The 19,816-nt window shown below is 62.4% G+C and carries 25 protein-coding genes; 19 read left to right on the top strand and 6 right to left on the bottom strand.

Translation table 11 applies throughout. The features are described 5' to 3' along the window. Positions 1–125 precede the first annotated feature (125 nt). Positions 126–581: a phage tail protein gene (locus tag V474_RS02175; RefSeq protein ID WP_059149908.1), complete on the top strand. Its 456-nt coding sequence runs from the start codon at positions 126–128 to the stop codon at positions 579–581. Further along, positions 581–1,048: a hypothetical protein gene (locus V474_RS02170; protein WP_059149907.1), complete on the top strand. Its 468-nt coding sequence runs from the start codon at positions 581–583 to the stop codon at positions 1,046–1,048. Before V474_RS02175 ends, V474_RS02170 begins: the two co-directional genes overlap by 1 nt. 163 nt (positions 1,049–1,211) lie before the next feature. On the opposite strand, the gene V474_RS02165 is transcribed toward V474_RS02170, so the two are convergent. Together V474_RS02165 and V474_RS25430 are read right to left on the bottom strand one after the other, a co-directional pair. Next, complete coding sequence (locus tag V474_RS02165; protein ID WP_059149906.1) at positions 1,212–1,547, bottom strand: hypothetical protein; 336 nt, start codon at positions 1,545–1,547, stop codon at positions 1,212–1,214. Positions 1,548–1,623: 76 nt separating this feature from the next. Continuing rightward, a complete protein-coding gene (locus V474_RS25430) occupies positions 1,624–2,085 on the bottom strand; it encodes a zinc ribbon domain-containing protein (protein ID WP_148649258.1) in 462 nt (153 codons plus the stop codon). A 57-nt stretch (positions 2,086–2,142) separates the two neighbouring features. Here V474_RS25430 and V474_RS25425 point away from each other — a divergent pair, with 57 nt between their 5' ends. The 17 genes from V474_RS25425 (at position 2,143) to V474_RS02085 (ending at position 17,038) form a co-directional block, all read left to right on the top strand. After that, positions 2,143–2,415, top strand: a complete 273-nt coding sequence (locus V474_RS25425; RefSeq protein ID WP_148649257.1) for a hypothetical protein — start codon at positions 2,143–2,145, stop codon at positions 2,413–2,415. 25 nt (positions 2,416–2,440) lie between these two features. Further along, the gene (locus V474_RS02150) at positions 2,441–2,812 is read left to right on the top strand and encodes an HK97-gp10 family putative phage morphogenesis protein (protein ID WP_201785983.1); all 372 of its coding nucleotides are present in this window, start codon (positions 2,441–2,443) and stop codon (positions 2,810–2,812) included. A 66-nt stretch (positions 2,813–2,878) separates the two neighbouring features. Further along, on the top strand, positions 2,879–5,359 hold the full coding sequence (locus V474_RS02145) for a tape measure protein (protein WP_169794989.1): 2,481 nt from the start codon (positions 2,879–2,881) through the stop codon (positions 5,357–5,359). 42 nt (positions 5,360–5,401) lie between these two features. Further along, a complete protein-coding gene (locus V474_RS02140) occupies positions 5,402–6,001 on the top strand; it encodes a hypothetical protein (protein ID WP_059149901.1) in 600 nt (199 codons plus the stop codon). Beyond that, positions 6,001–6,636: a hypothetical protein gene (locus tag V474_RS02135; RefSeq protein WP_059149900.1), complete on the top strand. Its 636-nt coding sequence runs from the start codon at positions 6,001–6,003 to the stop codon at positions 6,634–6,636. The genes V474_RS02140 and V474_RS02135 overlap by 1 nt, the downstream gene beginning before the upstream one ends. After that, entirely contained in the window at positions 6,636–7,052 is a 417-nt protein-coding gene (locus V474_RS02130) for a DUF6950 family protein (RefSeq protein ID WP_059149899.1), read from the top strand. Before V474_RS02135 ends, V474_RS02130 begins: the two co-directional genes overlap by 1 nt. Continuing rightward, positions 7,052–12,619, top strand: a complete 5,568-nt coding sequence (locus V474_RS02125) for a hypothetical protein (protein WP_059149898.1) — start codon at positions 7,052–7,054, stop codon at positions 12,617–12,619. The genes V474_RS02130 and V474_RS02125 overlap by 1 nt, the downstream gene beginning before the upstream one ends. After that, complete coding sequence (locus tag V474_RS02120; protein ID WP_059149897.1) at positions 12,619–12,909, top strand: hypothetical protein; 291 nt, start codon at positions 12,619–12,621, stop codon at positions 12,907–12,909. Before V474_RS02125 ends, V474_RS02120 begins: the two co-directional genes overlap by 1 nt. After that, positions 12,873–13,619, top strand: a complete 747-nt coding sequence (locus V474_RS02115; protein ID WP_201785981.1) for a hypothetical protein — start codon at positions 12,873–12,875, stop codon at positions 13,617–13,619. Before V474_RS02120 ends, V474_RS02115 begins: the two co-directional genes overlap by 37 nt. A gap of 53 nt (positions 13,620–13,672) precedes the next feature. Next, positions 13,673–14,134, top strand: a complete 462-nt coding sequence (locus tag V474_RS02110) for a hypothetical protein (protein WP_148649256.1) — start codon at positions 13,673–13,675, stop codon at positions 14,132–14,134. A 2-nt stretch (positions 14,135–14,136) separates the two neighbouring features. Next, entirely contained in the window at positions 14,137–14,430 is a 294-nt protein-coding gene (locus V474_RS02105) for a hypothetical protein (RefSeq protein WP_059149894.1), read from the top strand. 99 nt (positions 14,431–14,529) lie between these two features. Then, a complete protein-coding gene (locus V474_RS02100; protein ID WP_082699562.1) occupies positions 14,530–15,207 on the top strand; it encodes a glycoside hydrolase family protein in 678 nt (225 codons plus the stop codon). Positions 15,208–15,221: 14 nt separating this feature from the next. Beyond that, entirely contained in the window at positions 15,222–15,587 is a 366-nt protein-coding gene (locus tag V474_RS02095) for a phage holin family protein (protein ID WP_059149893.1), read from the top strand. Then, a complete protein-coding gene (locus tag V474_RS02090) occupies positions 15,584–15,976 on the top strand; it encodes a hypothetical protein (protein WP_059149892.1) in 393 nt (130 codons plus the stop codon). Before V474_RS02095 ends, V474_RS02090 begins: the two co-directional genes overlap by 4 nt. After that, positions 15,903–16,172, top strand: a complete 270-nt coding sequence (gene lysC / locus V474_RS25420; RefSeq protein ID WP_148649255.1) for an Rz1-like lysis system protein LysC — start codon at positions 15,903–15,905, stop codon at positions 16,170–16,172. Before V474_RS02090 ends, lysC begins: the two co-directional genes overlap by 74 nt. A 192-nt stretch (positions 16,173–16,364) precedes the next feature. Beyond that, a complete protein-coding gene (locus V474_RS26025) occupies positions 16,365–16,511 on the top strand; it encodes a hypothetical protein (protein WP_169794988.1) in 147 nt (48 codons plus the stop codon). Between the two features lie 158 nt (positions 16,512–16,669). Beyond that, positions 16,670–17,038, top strand: a complete 369-nt coding sequence (locus V474_RS02085; protein ID WP_148649254.1) for a hypothetical protein — start codon at positions 16,670–16,672, stop codon at positions 17,036–17,038. A gap of 11 nt (positions 17,039–17,049) precedes the next feature. Here the strand turns inward: V474_RS02085 and V474_RS02080 are convergent, their stop codons facing one another. The 4 genes from V474_RS02080 to tnpA form a co-directional block, all read right to left on the bottom strand. Continuing rightward, positions 17,050–17,349, bottom strand: coding sequence for a hypothetical protein (locus V474_RS02080; RefSeq protein WP_059149890.1), 300 nt, complete (start codon positions 17,347–17,349; stop codon positions 17,050–17,052). Further along, a complete protein-coding gene (gene tnpC, locus V474_RS02075; RefSeq protein ID WP_059149889.1) occupies positions 17,349–18,959 on the bottom strand; it encodes an IS66 family transposase in 1,611 nt (536 codons plus the stop codon). The genes V474_RS02080 and tnpC overlap by 1 nt, the downstream gene beginning before the upstream one ends. A gap of 62 nt (positions 18,960–19,021) precedes the next feature. After that, positions 19,022–19,369: an IS66 family insertion sequence element accessory protein TnpB gene (gene tnpB / locus V474_RS24750; RefSeq protein WP_255535862.1), complete on the bottom strand. Its 348-nt coding sequence runs from the start codon at positions 19,367–19,369 to the stop codon at positions 19,022–19,024. Beyond that, complete coding sequence (gene tnpA, locus V474_RS26930; RefSeq protein ID WP_059149888.1) at positions 19,366–19,740, bottom strand: IS66-like element accessory protein TnpA; 375 nt, start codon at positions 19,738–19,740, stop codon at positions 19,366–19,368. The genes tnpB and tnpA overlap by 4 nt, the downstream gene beginning before the upstream one ends. Positions 19,741–19,816: the final 76 nt, after the last annotated feature.

The following is a 19,816-nucleotide window of genomic DNA, read 5'->3' as shown; positions in this document are numbered from 1 at the left end:
CCCAGGAGCCACCAAAAGCAGAATGGGAAGCCGAGCGCAGGCGCAATCGCTTCCACGCCATAGAGGGCGGTAAAGCAGAAGACTGACGGGCCTTAGTCTCTGGCAAACTTGCTGGAGAATTGCCCGTGTCCGAGCCGAATAGCGCCGATTTCGCCCTACTCAAGATCAAGACCGCAGACGGCCCGCCCGTCGTGATGACGCTCCTATGCGGCATCGAGAACGTGACGATCAACCGCAGCGTCAACATGAGCGAGCGCTACCGCCGCGACTGCGCCAAGCCTAATCGCCCCGGCACCCGCAAGATCCGCAACAACGGCAATTCTTGGAACGTCAGCGGGTCTGGCGAAGACAACATCGATATCGAGACGGCCTATTCCAACGCGTTCGGCGTGAAGAAGGAATACGATATCGAGTTGTACCGAGACGATGACACCGACGCGGGCGAACTGATGGGCACCTACAGCGGCATCGCCATGATGACCGCGCGCAACCAGGCTTTCGCGGTCGAGGGTGACACTGGAGGCACGGCCGACATCACCCTTGAAGGTGAAGGTGAATTGGTCTGGGTAGCTGCTGCCTGATGGACACGGCTATCGAGCGGGATTTCGCCGGCGGCCGGTTCACCTTCTACCTCCCGCTTCCAGCAGTGCTGGCGGTAGAAAAGGGGCCGGTCACCCCGGCCTTGCGTAACCGCGAATATCCCGTCTCGATGTTCCAGCTCTACGACGAGCTATCTGCCGGCATCGCGGTTGACCCGGACGGCAGTCTGGTGCGCGTGCCCGGTGGCAGCATATTCGCTGGCGACCTGCACAACATCATCGAGCGAGCGCTGATCGGCGGGAACTCAGGCGAGAAGGATGGCGACCAGTTTGAGGTCGACACCAAGCTGGCCGCCCGCCTGGTCAACGAAAACCTGCTGCGCAACTTCGAAGGATGCGCGCTGCTGGCGTGGGATATCCTTCACGCCACGATCAAGGGCGTTTCGCTCAAAAAAAAAGCCGACCCCGTAAAGCCGAAGCGCCAACGCCGTTTCGCCGGGGCCAAGTGATTGCGAATTGCGGCGGCATGGGCCTGGATTACCGGGATCTGTCGCTGGGCGAGTACCTTGAGGCCCTGGAGGCCCACAACGAGGCGCATCAGTCTGAGGGATCGGGCAATGGGTCGGTCGATCCTGACAGGCTTCGACGGTTCATGGACACTCACAGGGCCAGTTAGGGTTTGATCCCAAAATATCGAAAGATGAACGGCATGACTATCGGAACTATCACCGCCATCACCGCTGCGATTGCCGCTGCCCACGCCGCATTTTTTGCGCTGCGAGCGGTTTGGCTGCTTTCCCGATTGGAAGCCTCCATACGCTCTTCACGGGAGGCGTTATCAAAGCGCGAGAGCCATTCCCGCGCCCACTCCAAGGTCTGACCGGTATAACGCCCGATCAGGATTAACTCTCGCACGCGAGCCTCGCCCATTCGTTCGAACTGCTCGAACCGCCTCTGCTTCGCGCGCTTTGGTATTTCAATGCGCTGCGGCACCGGATCATCAGCCATATCACCCCCTCGATTCGCGCCGCACTATGGCGCGGGAGGATCGGGGGAGTCGATGGGCGGCTCTGCGGTGCCGCCCTCATTCCGTCGTGATAACCCTCGCCCCACATCCTTCGACGCGCACCTCGCCAATGGCGACATAGGTATCGATCGCGCCGAAACCGTTCGTGGCCCGATATTTCATGGTCACCGGAAAAACCCCATCGACTACTGGCCCCGCTACGGTGGCAACGTGTTCGAAACTGCTGGGGTTACGAAGGCGGTTTTCGACCAACCCGGCGAAGTTCAGGGACTGCCCCCCAATGCCACGAAGGAGGCATCCGCCGTGGGGGTCGGCGGGCACCTGTGCGTCGATTCCTGACCCTGCAGCAGTTTTTTCCCTGCCTTGACTGGCAACAAACAGAAGCACGACGATGACCGTGCACACTACATAAAGCGCTTTGTTGTCGCCCTTCGGTAGCGCTGGTTGATCGACCCCGCAGAAACGACACACAGAGGCTTTGTCCTGGATTTTCTCTGCGCATTTTGGACAACGCTTCATCGTACCACCCCACCGACAACGGTAAGGCTGCATAGCGCCAGCGCATAGCCTGCTGCAATGCCCGAGGTCGATCCCGCCACGTTGAGCCGCTTTGCCGCAGCGACCACCACAATGGCGTCAGCTCGCAACGTCGAGCGCGTCAGCGACAAACACGTCGCCATCAATCCTAGCGACCGTGAAGCGGTTTACCGCCGCTTCCGCCGCTCCAAAACCCATATCGGCGCAACCTTCCGGGGTTTGGAAAAGGAAGTCGGCTCCGGGCCCGCCCTCGATATCGTGTGTGCACTTGTCCTGCGCCCGAATGCGGAGGGCGTCCATGGCACGGCGTAGATCCATTTCGTCGTTGTTGGGCCGTATGACCGCTGAGACGGCGCGCGAAGTCGACCAAGCTTTATTCGCAGGCGGGGACGCGATCAAAGTCGAGGCTCAAATCTCAATCACGTCGGGCGCCGTCAGTGGCGCCAACCACACACCTTCCGCCCCGGGTTCACCCCCGAACAACGACACGGGCGGCTTGGCTGGGCATATCTACAACATCCACAAAGGGCGCTTCAAAGTCGAAGTTTCGTCGAACGCGGAATACTCGGCGGCGCTTGAGTTTGGGACCAGCAAAGTTGCTGCCAGGCCGTTCATGGCGCCTGCCGCCAACGCGAAACGCGCCGAAGTTGAAAAACTTGTCAATCGAGCAGTGAAGCGAGGCGTTCGTCGCGCCGCGCAGGAGCGTTAAACCATGGCAGTTTCCGAACAGGTCATCATCGAAGTTCTTGGGCGCGTCGATTCCCTCGAACGCGAGATGCGCCGCGCCGGCCGTGACACCGACCGGCAGCTTGGTGGTATCGAAAGCCGAGTGCGCAAGTTCGCCAGCACGTTGAGCGGGCTGTTCGCTGGCGTCTCTGCGGCGGCGCTGGTCGGCGAGTTCCTGCAGCTGGCCGACGCATCCAAGACGATCGACGCTCAGCTTCGGCTTGCGACGGCGGGGTTCGGCACTTTCGCCAAAGCCCAGGAGGACGCCCGGCGGATCGCCGCCGACACCCGCTCTGGCCTGACTGAAACGACCGCGCTTTACGGCAACTTCGCAAGGGCCGGCAAAGACCTGGGCGCGACCCAGAATGATGTCGCTCGGGCGACTGAAACCTTCTCGAAAACGCTCAAGATCAGCGGCGCCGATGCAAACCAAGCAGCATCCGCCACCCTGCAATTCGGTCAAGCCTTAGCGTCAGGCGCCCTGCGCGGCGACGAACTGAACAGCGTACTGGAGGCGGCACCTCGCCTCGCCACATTGCTCACCGACAGCATGGGCAAGAGCAAGGGCGAGATCAAGGCACTTGGCGAAGCTGGCGAACTCACCTCCGACAAGCTGCTCAACGCGCTGACCAACAAGAAATTCACCGAAGGCATCGACAGCGAGTTCCGTGAACTTCCGGTGACCTTCGGGGACGCTATGACGCAGGTTGAGAACGCGGCGATCATCACGTTCGGGGCCTTCGATCGCGGCGGCCAGTTCTCGACCGCGCTTGCCAACTTCATCACAGACGGCAGCGATGGCTTCAAGGAGCTGGAGCAGGATGCCGTTGATATGGGCATCGCTGTCCGCGCCAGCATCGAGGGCCTTGTAGGTGCGTTCGGCCCGATATTTGACGAGGCCAGGCGCTTCTTCGAATATGTGAATGGCCAGTCGGCGAAGGTCGATCTTGGCCGGGACGTCGATAAGTCGTTGGGACAGATCGACTCTGTCACCAACTGGCTGGCCAACAAGTCTTACCTCGGCCAAAAACTGAACGGAACGCAGTTCGACATCGACGGCAGCGACTTTCAAGGGCGCTATCGTCGCGACAGGGATGCTGCAGACCTGCGTTTGCGCCGCGAGAACGGACTAACGCTCGCTCCCACTCGATCCGCGTTCGAATTAGCTAATCAGGCACGCCAAGCTGGTATTGCCGCGCTTACCCCTCGCGCGCAGCCAGCAGCCTCTGGCAAAAAGACCGGCGGCGCGAGCGCAGCCAACAAAGCCGCCACCGAAGCCCGCAAGGCAGAACAAGAACGCCTACGCGCGATCCGCGATGACGCCACCAGCGCCCGCGATTCTGCCCAGCTGCAGGACGACATCAATGCGGCGAAGTCTGCCTTGGCCACTGCGACTGAGGACGTGCTGCGATTCCAGCTCGACGCAATCGAGAGCGAACGCAAGCAGCAGGTCGACGACATCGAAACTCAGGTGAAGCTCGGCAAACTGGGCCGGGAGGAGGCTGACCGCCGCATCCTGGTCGACAGCGAGCTCGCCGGCCTGCGCAACGAGCTGGTTAAGCGCCGCGCTACCGAGGTCAAGGCAGCCCAGGAAGCAGCACGCTCCCGTGATGAGGCCAGCACCTTGCAGGTCGAGGCACAGCTGCTTGATTCGCGCGAGGCCCGCCGTGACGTTGAATTGCGCATCCTCGATCTTGCTTACAAGGAGGAGGAGGCTGCAATCCGCCGCGCAGCTGCCAATGGCGAGATTGCAGATCTGGATGAGGCCTTGGCGAACTTGCGCCGGCGCCAATCGGCGGAAACGGAAAGCACCAACCGCGCTGCCGCCTCCCCCCTAGAACAGCGGCGCCAGCAAGTCCGCGAGACCGCTGCAAACATGAACGACGCGATCGAGAGCATTGAACTCGATGCGGTAGACAATCTGGCTGATGGCATAGCCGACGCCAGCGCTGAATTCATCAAGATGGGCGGCATCGCGGGTCAGGTGATCAATCAGATCATCGCCGACCTGATCAAACTGCAGATCAAGCAGGCGATCTTCGGTGGTTCGGGTGGCGGCGGCCTTGGCGGCATCCTGGGAGGGATTGGCGGGTTGCTGGGAGTTGGTGGCGGTGCTGCGGCTTCCTCGGCCTCGCAAATTACTGTCACGCGCGGCGGCGCTCTCGGCTTCGCTTCGGGCGGCTACACCGGCGACGGCCCAGTGAACGAGCCTGCGGGGATCGTCCACAAGGGCGAGTACGTCATCCCGGCGAACGCGGTGAAGCGCCTGGGTGTGCAGAACCTCGCCGCCATGGCGAACGGACGCGCCGCAGCGGCGATGACGGGCGTATCGGCTGCGGGCGCCTCCCCTCGTGCTGTCCAGCAAACGGTGGTCGTCCAGGTGCAGGCAAACGATTATTTCGACGCCAAGGTAAAGCAAGGCGCTGCTGCCGTTGCCGCGCCGATAGCGATGGCATCCGGTGTGCAAGCCCAGACCGGGGCAGGTAAGGACGCGGCCCGCGCGGCCCGCCGCCGCATCCCGGGCCGCTGATGGCGGTAAACCAAAGCGTGGCGGCGAGGCACGCTCCCGCCGATGCCTATCGCCCTGCCCACCTGCCCGATGCCCACCGACTACACAGTCCTGCTGCGGGACTTCGGCGGGATACTGACGCCATTCCTCGGTGGCCCGGAGCAGCGCGTCAACCGGCTCGGCACCCGGTTTGGCCTGCGCCTTGAGATGCCCGGCCTCGACATCGAGGATGGCGGCATGATCTACCTGTCGCGCCTTCTCCAAGGCCGGCAATCCTCGGTGATCCTGCCATGGCCCCTGCTCGACTTCGATCCCGGCACTCCCGGCGCCCCCCTCGTGAGCGCTGCGGTCACCAGTGGCACGTCGATACCGATCAAGGGCCTGATTGCGGGCTACACTGTCAAGGAAGGCCAGTTCTTCAGCCTGATCCATTCGGGCCGGCGCTACATCTACATGTTCACCGCCGATGGCGCGGCGAACAGCAGCGGCGACCTCACCGCGTCGATCTTCCCCCTGTTGCGCACCCCGCTGTCGGTCAACGATGTGCTGGAAATCGCCCGGCCCATGATCGAAGGCCTCGTCTCGCCGGGCGATGAGCTTTCGTGGCAAATCGGGCTCGACAACGCCCGCGAGTTCTCGTTCTCCGTGATGGAGGCCGCCTGATGGACCCCGCACTTAGAGCCGCCCTTGGCCTGCCATCGGTGTTGCTGTTCGGCGCACTCAAGATCGAACTACCCGGATACACGCTGCGCCTGCTGGACGGGTCTGGCGTCGTGGTAGTGAACGGCGAGACGTATATCGGCCTGGACCCGACGTTCGGCACGATTTCGGACATTTCCGAACTGGCGGAAGAGATCGGCGACAGCGCGCCTGAGATCACCATCACTCTCAATCCGCCTGACGTGAGCGCCGCGGCGGCGCTTTCCAATCCAGCCATGCAGGGCTGCGTCATCCACCTGATGGCTGGAGCCGTCGATCCAATCTCGGGGATCGCCATCGGCACGCCCGAGACGCTGTTTCTGGGCGAGATCGACGTGCCCACGATCAGCATCGACCAGAGTGGGCTTCGGACGCTGGAGTTGAGCGCTGTGAGCGTGTTCGAGCGGCTGTTCGAGGTCGAGGAAGGCCAGCGCGCCTCCAATGGCTGGCATCAGTCGATCTGGCCCGGCGAGCTGGGGCTGGAGTTCATGACCGGCACCGACGTAAACCTCTACTGGGGCGTCAAGCCGCCGAAGGGTAGCACTGCAAAGAGCGGCGCCCTGGCTGCTGTGTTCGACCGATCAAGGGCTGCTTCCTGATGACACCGCTGGAGCGCCGCCACGCCGCGATCGAGGCGACCATGGCCAAGTACCGTGACAAGCCGTTCGCCTGGGGGAAGGTGGACTGCGCACGGGTCGCCGCGTTCCACCTCAAGCAGCTCGGCTACAAGATCGCGATCAGCAAGGCCGGGTCCTACTCGTCCATGCTGGGCGCCACGCGCGCACTTCAGCGCCTCGGGTACGCCTCGCTTGCGGACATGGCGGATGGCCTGGGCCTGGCCCAGATCGCGCCGTCGCGAATGCTGCTGGGCGATATTGCCGAGATCGAGGGGGAAGGCCCCGGTGCCATCGGCCTCTACGCCGGCAACGGCAACCTGTTCTGCTTCCATGAAGATCACCCTGGGCTGGTGACGTTCATGCCCACCAGCATCGTCCGCGCCTGGAGCGTCCTGTAATGGCCAAGGCTTTCCGCACCGTGGGCATGGTCGTCGCCGCCGTCGCGCTGGTCGCAACCACGGCGGGACTCGCCGCACCGGCAGTTGCCGCGGTTGGCACGACCGCCGCCAGTGCGGGCGGTATAGCGGGTGTTTCCGCCGCCACCCTCGGCACCATCGGTGCCTATGGCGGGCTTGCGGCGGGCGTTCTCTCCGCCGTAGCTGGCGCGACCGCCCCCGGCATGTCCACGCAAGGCAGCGCGACCACTTTCCAGACCAACCCGCAAAGCGGCCTGCCGTATGCCATGGGCCGGACCCGCATGTCGGGCCTGCGCATGTTCGCAGACACCAACACCCGGCCGGGCTACACCAAGTTCAACGATCTACTGTGGTTCGGCGCGCTGCTCAGCATCGGCGGGCAGATCGAAGGCATCGAGAAATTCACCGCCGACAACGAAGTGGTGACCTTCGATGGTAGCGGCGAGGCCATTGGCAACTTCCGAAACTACATGGGTCAAAAAATCCATCTAGGCGGCTCACAAGCTAGCGCTATTGCCCTTAACCTGGAGGGAGGAACCGCCCCGGGCTGGACCGCTCCGCACCGCCTTTCCGGCATCACTCATGCCATGTGGTGCCTGCGCTACAACAAACAGGGCGAGATGTATGGCGCCGGCGCACCGGAACCTGCGTGGATCGGCAAGTGGGTCAAAGTCTACGACCCGCGCCTCGACAGCACCTATCCCGGCGGCTCCGGCCCCTGCCGCGCGCTGGACGAAACCACCTACGTCTGGTCGGACAATCCCGGCCTGCACGCACTCACCTGGGCGCTGGGCCGCTGGCAGAACGGCAAGCGCACCTGCGGTATCGGCGCGCCGGTGGCGAACATTCGCGTGGCCGAGTTCGTCGAGTGCGCCAACGTGTGCGAGGCCAACGTCTGGAAGGTCGGCGGCGTCGAATGGACCACGGACAGCAAGTGGGACACGCTGAAGCGCATCCTGCAGGCCGGCGGCGCGCGCCCGACGCAGACCGGAGCGATGATCGGCTGCCTCGTCTCGGCGCCGCGCACCGCCATCGCCACCATCGAGAGCCGGCATCTGCTGGACAGCCTCTCGATCGCCGCGACGAAAAGCCGCCGCGACCGGTTCAACACCGTCATCCCGCGCTATGTCGACGAGGATAGCGACTGGGCGGTGATCAGCGGCACGGCGGTGACCGAGCCCGCCTATGTCACTGCCGACAAGGGCCAGCGCAACAAGGAAATCGACTTCCCGCTGGTGCAGGTATTCTCCGGCGCCAACGCCGCGCAGCCGGGCCAGCTCGCCGCCTATGCGATCGTCGACAGCCGGGAGGCCGGGCCTTTCACGTGGACGACCGGGCCGGAATGGATCGGCCTCAAGACCGGCGACGTGATCTACCTCAACGTCCCCGAAGAAGGCCTGATCAATCAGCCTGTGCTCATCAACCGGCGCGCGATCGACCCCGCCACCGGCAAGGTGTCGTTCTCGGCCGAGACGGAAACCTACTCGAAGCACGCCTATGCTCTCGGGCAGTCCACCACGCCGCCGGCGCCATTCCAGCTGTCCGCGCCCGACCTGAAACCCGCCGCGCCGGTCGAAACGAGCTGGTCGGTCTCCGGGGCGACTTCGGGTGAAGGCTTCCCCGCGCTGCTGGTGGTTGGCGAGAGCGAATTGCCATCAGCCGATGCGGTGGTGATCGACTATCGCCTGTCCGGCACCGAGGAGTGGACCAGTTCTGCTATCCTGTCTGCGGTCGACCCCGTCAGTCATGTGATCGCGCCGCTCGAAAGCACGACCGCTTATGACGTGCGGATCGGCTACCGTGTCGAGAGCATCCTGGGCAGCTTCACGATCTTCGCCAACGTGGTCACCGGCCAAGGCAAGATCACGATTATTGAAGATCAGTTGGGCGGCATAGATCAGGATCTCGCCCAGCTCGACCTCGACATTGCCGCCGCTGAGACGGCCATCGCCGCCGCGCAGAGCACCATCACGCAAATTCAGGCCGATGCCGACTCCGTCCGGGCCGGGTTCGAGCAGGACATCGCGGCGCTGGGCGCGGAGGCGGATCAGATCAGGACCGATGCGGCGGCAGCCACCGCCGTGGTGCAGGCGGAGGTCACCGCGCTCCAGGGCACGGCCGCGCAGATACAGCAGGACGCGGCGGCGACGAAGGCTGCACTGGAAGGCGACATCGCCGGCCTGGAGCAGACAGCCGCGCAGATTCAGCAGGACGCGACCGCGCTGCAGGCTACCGTAACCCAGGCCCAGTCCGACCTTGCAGCGCAGGGCGCCTCCATCCAGCAGGCGCAGGCCGACATCATCGCGACCGGCGGCCGGATCACGACTGTCGAGCAGGCGCTGGGCGACCAAGACGCCTCGATCACCAGCCTGTCGCAGACGGTCAGCAACCACACTGGCCGCCTTGCAACGGTGGAGAGCACGGTATCGACGCAGGGCGCGTCGATTTCCCAGAACGCTACGGCGATCTCGACGGCGCAGGGCGACATCGCCTCAATCTCTCAGGTTGTGGTTTCGCAGGGTTCGTCGATTTCATCACTGGCACAAGCTGTGTCCACCGCGTCCGGTGACATTGCCTCGCTGTCGAATACGGTCGGCACGCAAGGCGCGTCAATCACTTCGCTGCAAACGGCGTCGTCCACCCAGGCTGGCGATATCGCTGCCCTTACCCTGAAGGTGACTGCCGGCAACCCGAACATCTTGCCCTACGGCGGGTTCGAAGGCGGTGCTGCCGGATGGTCTGCAAACGCCGCCTTCTACCCCGGCCCAACGTCGGACGGATGGGGACCGTACCTTGTGTCCAACTCGGTCATAGCTGACGGGGCCGAGATCGTCCTTTATCGAGAAGTACCTGCGTTGGCCGGCGCCGCATACACGCTGACCGGCGATCTGGGGCAGATCATCACCGCCGGTGCCGGGTCACACTATTTTGTGATCGAGCCTCTGAATGCCGCGGGCGATCAGGCTGGCCCGCCTGCGAACGGCCCTGCTCGCCAGAGCAGTGTCAGCTTCGATTTCACGGGCGCAAGCCGCGAGCAGCTGAAGGTCAGCCTGATCGCTCCCGCCGGGACTACGAAGCTGCGCGTCTACGCGGTGTGGTTCAAGCAAAGTGGCACTGCAAACAACTGTCACGTTCGGCAGATGAAGTTGGAACGGGGCACCATTCCGACGCCGTTCACCCAGGAAGCGACGGTTGTGCAGTCGTTCCAGGCATTAACGATGCTCGACACGCAGGTAGCCCAGTTGGGCACCACCGTCGGCACTCAGGGCGCGTCGATCAGCCAGAACGCGACAGCGATCACAGGTGTGACCGGACGAACGGCGACGCTGGAAAGCACCGTGAGCGCGCAGGGTTCGTCGATTTCGTCGCTGGCACAGGCAGTGTCGACAGCGACAGGCGATATCGTCACGCTGAAGACGGACCTTTCGACGGCAAACGCCAATATCAGCTTGAACGCCAGCGCCGTCAGCACGGCGAACGAAGGCCTCGCGAGCCTGGGCGCACGCGTCGGCACTACGGAAAGTTCGATCACCCAGAATGCGCAGGCGATCAGCACCGCGCAGGGCAACCTTGCCAGTCTGTCGGGCACGGTTTCGTCGCAGGGCTCGTCCATAACGTCGTTGCAATCAGCATCTTCTACTGCCGCCGGGGACATCGCGCAGCTGCGCACCGATCTGGCGACCGCCAACGCCAGCATCAGCCAGAACGCCACGGCGGTAACGGCCGCGAGCCAGAACATCGCCACGCTGACCAGCAAAGTCACGGCAGGTAACCCGAATCTGACGCCGGGGTTCGAGAACGGAACGGCAGGCTGGTCATCCAACACCACCTTCTACCCCGGCCCGGTGACGGATGGCTGGGGGCCTTACGTCGTCACGAGCTCGGCCGTCACGAACGGCACATCGGTCATCTTGTATCGGGAGGTCCCGGCGCTGGCCGGTATCGCTTATACACTCACTGGCGACCTGGGGCAGATCATCACTGGCGGCACCGGAGTGCACTACTTCGTGATCGAGCCGCTTGACGGCGCCGGGAACCCAATCGGTCCCGCCGCGAATGGACCGTCTCGTGGAAGTGGTGTCAGCTTCGATGCCACCGGCGCAAGCCGCGAGCAGCTGAAGGTCAGCCTGATCGCTCCCGCCAGCACTGCGAAGCTGCGCATCTATGCGATTTGGCTCAAGCAAAGCGGCACCACTCAAAACTTCCATGCCCGCCAGATCAAGCTGGAGCGTGGAACGGTGGCCACACCCTACTCTCAGGAAGCGACGGTTGTGCAGTCGTTCCAGGCGCTGTCTACCCTGGACACTCAGTACGCCTCGCTGTCGAACATGGTCAGCACGCAAGGCGCCACTGTCGCCCAGAACGCGACGGCCATTACCGGCTTGCAGGGCAACCTAGCTTCGCTGTCGAGCACGGTGTCGGCGCAGGGATCTTCGATCACGTCGTTGCAGTCGGCATCGTCCAGCCACGCGGGCCAGATCGCGCAGTTCAGCATTGATCTTGCTACCGCCAATGCGAGTGTCGGGCAGAACGCCACGGCGATCACCAGCGCGAACCAGAATATCGCGGGCCTTTCGAGCACGGTTTCTGCACAAGGGTCTTCGATCACGCAGGCCCAGCAAGCCATCTCGACCCTGCAAAGTCAGGCCGCCACGCTCACCACTCGGGTTACCGCAAGCAACCCGAACCTTGCCGAGAACGGTGGGTTCGAGAACGGCATCGCAGGCTGGACCTCCAACGGTACATTTGGACCGGGCCCTCTTGCGGACGGGTGGGGTGCCTATGTCTCCAGCAACACCGCGTTGGCGGATGGCGGGAACAGGATCCTGTACCGGGAAATGCCGGCGAGCGGTGGGGCCATTTACACTCTGTCTGCTGACATGGGGCAGATCATCACCGGTGGCACCGGAGTGCACTACCTGCAAATTGAGTACTTAAATGCCGCAGGCAATCAGGTGGGGTTCAGCAACGGCACCCCGCGGCCCAGCGGCGTGAGCTTCGACGCGACGGGCGCTGGCCGGGAGCAACTGAAGGTCAGCTTGCTCGCGCCTGCGAGCACCGCGACGGCGCGTATCTATGCTGTTTGGTTCAAGCAGAGCGGTACGGTCAGCAACTTTCACATCCGGCAGGTCAAGTTCGAGCGCGGCGGCGTGGCAACCCCGTTTTCGGCCGAAGCGAGCGTGGTCCAGCAGTTCCAGGCGCTCTCCGCGCTCAACACGCAGTACGCCTCGCTTTCGAACACGGTCGGCACTCAGGGCGTGACGATCACGACGCAGCAGACCGCGATCACCACCGTGCAGAACAACGTCTCGACCCTGATGGGCCAGTGGGGCGTGGAGTTGGACGTCAACGGCTACGTGAGCGGTGTGAAGCTGAACAACAATGGAAGCCGGGCGGACATGACCCTGCGGATGGACAAGGTGCGCATGGTCACACCATCCGGCTTGGGCGGATACTGGCAGGTCACCTTTGACGGTGCGGGGCGACCGACACAGACCATCGGTGACGACGCTGCCGGCGTCACGATTGAGCTAGGGTATCTCGCGTAATGGCCGGCGAGTGGGGAATGCGCGTAAAGCGCAACGGCGTGACGGAGATCGACCCGTTCACCAACATGGGCCGGATCATCGGCAGGGTGAGTACCAACGGGGCAAACGGCTCCGTCACCGACGACGGCCTTTTATCCGGCGCGGTCGAGTGGCAGATCACCATCATCAACGTACCGCCCAGCTCCGGCTTCGCGGCGCCCAGCGTTAGCGTCTCCGGCAACGTGCTGACGTGGACCTATCAAACGGCAGGGACATGGATTCCCTGCATCATCACCTACTGGGTGCGCTGATGGCGAGGTTTGGCGCGAGGCTAAAGAACAGAGCGACGGGCTCGGTCCAGATCGACGATCTGTATGCGAACATGGCCATGCGGTCGAAAGCCACCCAGACAACGACTGGAACCACAGAGTGGACTTATTACGGCGCGAATATGCCGGTGATAGCCATCGCGTGCGCCAGTCCGACGTTCGTGAACTATGTAAGAAGGGACGACGCCGCAAACGCATGGATATTCAATCTTCGCACGAATACCGCAGGCGGATCGGCCAGCATCACCTGCTACGAATTTGGCGACCCGCCGGCCCTGGGCCCAGGCTGGGGCACGCGGATCAAGCGTGGCGGTGTCGTCAAATACGATAGCCGGCATCGTTATGCCCGGATCGTGACGACGTTGAGGGGTGATCTTGATGCTACAGCCTCCACCGGCCCCGGCGTCAGTCTGCCGGCAGGCAAGGCTTACGCTGTCGTGATGGGGAACATGACCGGGCGGCAGACCCGCACGATCATCCAGCAAGGCGGTACTCAACAGGGCTACACCGATGGTATGGCCTCCTGGGCTTTCGGGGTCAGCATTTCCGGCGGTGCCGTCTCCTCACAGAGCATCCAGACCTACTATAACAGCACGTTCATTCCCGTGCCTCCGGGACCTCCGCCTCCTGCTGCATACGACAGAAGGATGACCCAGTATTCCTGGGCGATCCTCGACGTGACCAACTACTGACGGCGGTAATCCCCGTCTCTTTTCCCTGACACCCTGCTCTCAAAGGAGCCTCTATGTTGCATCTGAAAACAGCCGCTGGTGAGCGGTTGGAGATCCCTGCTGCCTGCATCATCGCCGTGATGAAACCGTGCGATGGCGCGAACCCGTGCTCGATCATCTTCGACGCTGGCGCGGGCCCGCTAGTCGACCAGCTCTCCGACCAGTACGGCTTCGTCAAGAAAGCCGCGGTCGACGGCATGGCGATGGTGAACGCGATCGAGCTTCGCATCGTCGAGCCGGTGCCGCCGGCCGATGGTGAAGCCGCCCCGGTCATGGCCGAGGGCAAGCTGTTCTGCGCGCGTTCGCGCATCACCGGCCGTCGCGAAGTGATCGACGATCCTGCTGGCATCCGGGCCAAGCTGTTCGTCGATCTGTTCGGCAAGCCGATGACGATCAACGTCGCCGATACCCTCGACGAAATGGACGGCGTTGATCCCGCGCCCGTCGCTATTCCCTCTACCACCGAAGGAGCCTGACCATGACCGAACGTACTATCTCCGATATCGACGCCCAGATCGCCGACCTGAAGCGTGAGCGCGACATCGCCTCGCTCGACGGTTCCAAGTCGGTAAAGTCCGTCCTCGCCACCGGCAAGGTCGCCACGCTGGCGGCCGACCTGGAAGCGCTGCTGCCCAGCCTTTTCACGCAAAGCGTAGCCTATCAGCAGGCCATGAACGTGATCAGCGTGGTGACCGGTACGCGCAACCTGGTTGATGGCGAAATCTCGCGCATCGAGGCGCTGGTCGCGGCGCAAGAAACCGCGAGCTCCTAATGACTTTCGCCACCCCCGACCATTGGGCCGACTGATGGACGCAACCGACATCGTTCCTGCTGCCGAAGCCGTGTTGCAGGCCACGAATGGGACTCCATAATGAACCCCACCAAAGTCGGCACGTCCGGCATCGCCTTGATGCATAAGTGGGAAGGCTGCGAGCTGGCCGCCTACCCCGACCCCGGCAGCAAGGATGGCAAGCCGTGGACCATTGGCTACGGCGCCACCGGCCCCGGCATCGCGAAGGGAGTGGTCTGGACGCAGGCACAGGCCGATGCACGTTTCGAGCAGGACCTGGTGAAGTACGCGGCGATGGTGTCGAAGTTCATCGGTGACACCCCCACCAGCCAGGCGCAGTTCGACGCGCTGGTATCGTTCCACTACAACACCGGCGCCATCGCCTCGTCCACGCTGGGCAAGCTCCACAAGGCGGGCCGGTTCGATGATGCGGCGGGCCAGTTCGGCAAGTGGATCTACAACGATGGCAAGGCGATGAACGGGCTCAAGTCGCGGCGGGCCGACGAGGCTGCTCTGTACCAGAGCGCCGCGCCGATCGTCGTCAAGCAGCCGGTGCCAGTCGCGGCGGCCGACGTGCGCGTGGTGAACGCCGGCTCGGGCCTCAATGTCCGCGCCAAGCCCTCGGCCTCTGCAACGAAGCTGGGCGGCCTGTCGCGCGGCACCGCGATCACAGTGCTGGAAGATACCGGCGATTGGGTGCGCTTCGTCTACCAAGGCCGCGATGCCTGGGTGAACGATCAGTTCCTGACGATTGCATGACGTAAGCGAGGCACATGGAACACTTCTCCCTCTCCGACTGGCTCAGCGCGGCGGGCTATACCCTGCTGGCGGCAGTCGGCGGCCTGCTCGGCTATGCCATGCGCGAGCACGACAAGGGCAACGAGATGAACTGGCTGCGGGCGACGACCGAGGCGGTGTCGTCCGGCTTCGTCGGTTTCCTCGTCATGCTCCTGTGCCTCGCGATGAATCTCGATCCGCTTTGGACCGGGCCCATCGTCGGCTTGTTCGGATGGCTCGGGGCAAACGTCACCATCCGTATGATTGAGCGCATCGTCTACGAAAAGCTGGGGGTCAAACTGCGCGCCAATACCGACAAAAGGGTCGCGGCCGCAAAAGCTCAAGAGGAGGACCGGCCATGAGGTGGCTGCTCAGTCTGATCGCACCGTTCAAGTCCGAACTGTTCGCCATGGTGGGTGTGCTGGCCGTCTGCGGAATCGGCGCCACCATTGCCGGTTATCTGCACATCCAGCGCCAGAACGATCAGATCGCCGCGAAGGAGGTCCAGATCGACGGGCTGGTGTCCGCGAACAAAGGCTGGGCCGCACACGCCGCCGAGCAGAACCGCCTTCGCGACCTGGAGCAGCGCAACGTCTTGCTGCTGGAGGACAAGCTCGCCCTGATCGAGGCACAGAACACTGCTGCCGCCGCGCAGCTCAAAGACCTGGAGACAAGCAATGCGGAAGTTCGCGAACTCATGGCTCGCCGCCTGCCTGCTGACCTTAGGCGCCTGCTCGAACAGCAGAGGTGAGATCGCCTCTGCGCCGCTGCCTGCCTATCAGGGCATCCCGGCCGGGCTGATGGCGCGCTGCACGGTGCAGGACGTGCCGCAGGAGACGATCGCGTCGGTGATCGAAAGCCGCGGTATTTACATCGCGGCGTTCAAGGTCTGCGCGGCGCGGGTCGATGCGATTAGGGCGCATGATACAGAGGCGCGCGGCCAATAAACGCTTTGATGGACGTCTTGGATTGTCGGCATGGAAGGCGATTATCGGCTGCCCACGCGTTTCCATTAGCGCCGTATCTGCGCCGAAATCGCCATCTCCATCTGGTCGGCAATCCTGATTTTTACTACGTATAACCCGGTATGAAAATTTGTTAACATGCGTGGCAAGTGAGTACCTTCAATGAGGTTGAACGTGATGGTCATCGAAGAAATTCTCGAAGTTGTCGCCAATCTGGAGAAGGTCCTCGCTCAGCTCGACGCCCTCAAGTTAGAGCTAGCCGCCGCCCACGTGCAGGCTGGACTGGATGCAGTCCGGGGAATGCTCGACATGCCACAGTAACGATTCGCCAGCTTAGATCACAGAGTCAATCACGATCCGGCATAAATTATCACCATTTTGAAGCTATGTTTTTAATAGTTTCAAAACGTTAATGCTGCACATGCTAACTCAGTGAATACACTCAAATCATCAAATTATTAATGATGATTCGGAGTTGGATGGCGATGCAGAGTGTTAAGACGTTTTCGGGCAAAAAACCGTCCCCCGCTTTGCAGCAAGAAATTCTGGAGCAACTTTCAATTCAAGCAGCCCAGCTCACTCAGGCGCTTGAAATCCTTTCCCAACGCCAAGACGCAGAACCAGCTAGAACGACTAACAAAAACGTCAAATTTACTCCCACAACTTCCGAATTGAGGGACATTGCTGCTGGAATATATGAATGTCGGCGAAAACGCGATCGCCACGTGAGTATAGATCTGATGGGCGAGCCGGCATGGGACATGTTGCTGGACCTTTATGTTCGCCAAATTGACGGGAAGAAGACCAGCGTCACAAGCGCATGTATCGGTGCCTGCGTTCCCTCGTAACCGTCCGATTGTTACCGCAGTGGTTGGGCCTTGAAGCGAGTGGCGAGTTCTGGATCGTCAACGAAGTCGTCGTCGAGGAAGCCGTGCCAGGTCTGGGTGGTGCGGCGTGCTTCTCGAAGCATATCTGACAATTCGTCGACGCCGTCGTCGGTGAGCGCCGTAATGGTCTCATCCGGGCCAGTGTAAACGGTGATGATGCTGCCGTATGTCAGATTGTCGTCGTTCCAGACGATAGCTTGCAATAGCTCCACGTCCTCGCCGAGCATTTCGGCAGCATAGGCCAGTGTGTGCACATGGGTGATCGTGGCCATCAGGCTACCTCTGCCAACGGCACCAAGGGCACCCAGTTCCAAGGCAGCAATTCCTCGATCCGGTTGATCTTATGATCATGGATACGGCCGAGCACGTCGGCGAGATAAGCCTGCGGATCGAGTCCGCTCATCTTGGCACTTTCAATAAGCGTCATGGCCCGCGCCAGGGTTTCAGCGCCTGCTTCGGAGCCGGCGAAGAGCCAGTTGCGTCTTCCTAGACCAATAGGTCTCACGGCTCGCTCAGCGGCATTGTTATCGATGGCGACGCGCCCATCCTCGGTGAACAATGAGAAGGCTTGCCAGCGACCCAAGCCGTAACGAATAGCGCTGGCCAAGTCGCCCTTGACGGGGATGCGGGTGAGTTGCTGCTCGGCCCAGGCGCGCAACGCCTCGAGTTTGGGTTTGCTATGCTCCTGGCGGACGGCACGCCGAACATCGGCAGGCTTCCCGGCGATTTCGCGTTCAATGTCATACAACTGGCCGATGCGATCGAGGGCTTCTCGCGCTATCGGGGATTTGTTCGCTTTCCAGATGTCGTGGAAGTCACGCCGCCAATGGGCGAAGCAGGCAGCTTCCCGGAAGCGCGGTTCGCCGTCCGCGCCGGGCTCATAGAGCTTCGCATATCCCTTGTAGGCGTCGGCCTGGAGAATGCCGCTCGCATTGCAAAGGTGGTTTTGCACGTGCTCCGCCTTCCAGTTGGGGGCAAAGCGATAGACCACACCCGGCGGTGCCGGCCCGTTCCACGGGCGCTGATCGCAGACATAACCCCAGATCCTGCCTTGCTTTACGCCCTTGCCGAGCCCCTTGGCTCGCCTTGTGTGGTCCAGCACCTGGATCGGTGTATCATCGGCGTGGATGACGGTGCTGGCCAGAACCGAAGCCTCAATACGCTCGATCAGGGGCTGGAGGCTTCGCATCGCCTTGCCGCACCAGTCAGCCAGCGTGCTGCGGGGAATGTCAGCGCCCATGCGGGCAAGGATTTCGTTCTGCCGGTACAGCGGCAAGTGATCGTCGAATTTTGAGACGAGCACGTAGGCCAGCAGGCTGCTTCCGGCCATGCTGCCGGGGATCGGGCGGCTCGGAGCCGGCACCTGCACCATTTTCTCACAGCTGCGGCAGGACTTTTTCGGCCGCGCTACCTCGATCACCTTCAGCCTGGCTGTGATCATCTCGAGGATTTCGCTCACGTCCTCGCCGACGAGGCGTAACTCGCCCCCGCAATCGGGACAAGCGCTGCCCGGGTCGAGTTCTTTTCGCTCGCGCGGCGTGTCGGACGCAACGCGCGGACGCCGGGCCATGGCCCGTGCGCTGTCTACATGCGCAGTGGCTTCATCCTCTTCGACATCACTCGGCAAAGCGACGGTTTGTGCCGCAGCGACCAGAATGTCCTCTAGCGCCAGTTCCAGCTGCTCGATCTCGCGTTCGATCTTTTCCGAGGATTTGCCGAAGGCTTGTTTCTTCAGTTTTGCAATGCGCAGACGCAGTGCCTGAACCACCAGATCATGTGCACGGACCGTTGCCGCCAGCTTCGCGTTTTCCGCCTGCAAGTCGGCGATTATCGCCTTCAGCAAAGCCGGGTCTTCGGGAAGATTTTGCGCCGCGCTCAGCATGATCCTGCTTACCAGCCAGGGGCAGGAATATCCATGAAAACAAGTAGATTCAGGAACAAAAATCAGCCCACATGGGCAGGCGGCGCGCCCCAATTTGGGCGTCTCCAGTCGATGCCTTCCCACAGCATTGCGAGCTGGGCTGAGGTCAGCCGCGCAGTCCCGTCCGCAGCAGAGGGCCAAGGAAAACGGCCACGCTGCAAAACCTTGTAGTACAGGCAAAATCCCTGCCCATCCCAGTACAGCAGCTTCACCCTGTCCCCGCGACGTCCTCGAAAAGCGAACACCGCGCCGCTTGTCGGTTTCTGTCGCAGCACCGTCTGGGCCAGCTGACCAAGGCCAGAGATGCCTTTGCGCATATCAGTGACGCCGCAGGCCAGATAAACCCGCACGCCAGTTCCCGGCCCGATCACGCCGCCTCCACGCAGCGGATAAGCCGGGTCAGAGCGATGGCCTCGATGTCGCTTCCAAAGCGCAAAGTCCGCCCTTGCGTCAGACGCAGCTCAACCATGCACGTCCCGCCTGGGCTAGCGCTGTGGGCAACGCCAGGGCTCCGAACGGCAGGAATCTCCACAGGCAGAAAGGCTGGCTCCGGTGAGGCCAGCAAGAACCCGCGCTTCTTCAAATCATGGCGCCACGTGTAAATCTGCTGTCGGGTTACATCGTGGCGCCGGGCTACCTCTGCCAGCGTCGCGCCATTCACGCCGACAGATCCGATGATCTCAAGCCTCTGCTGGTCCGTCCACCGGCGCCGTCGTTCCTGACCCAGTATCTCCGCCCTCATCGCAATCCCCGATCAAGAGACGTCGTTAGCGACGTCGCTATGACCGTCTCCTAAGAGATTATCGCGCCATCCGGCA

Source organism: Novosphingobium barchaimii LL02 (genome assembly GCF_001046635.1).
In the GTDB taxonomy this organism is placed as follows: Bacteria; Pseudomonadota; Alphaproteobacteria; order Sphingomonadales; family Sphingomonadaceae; genus Novosphingobium; species Novosphingobium barchaimii.
Note: the sequence above shows the minus strand (reverse complement) of the source record. Positions and strands in the feature narration are given on the sequence as shown.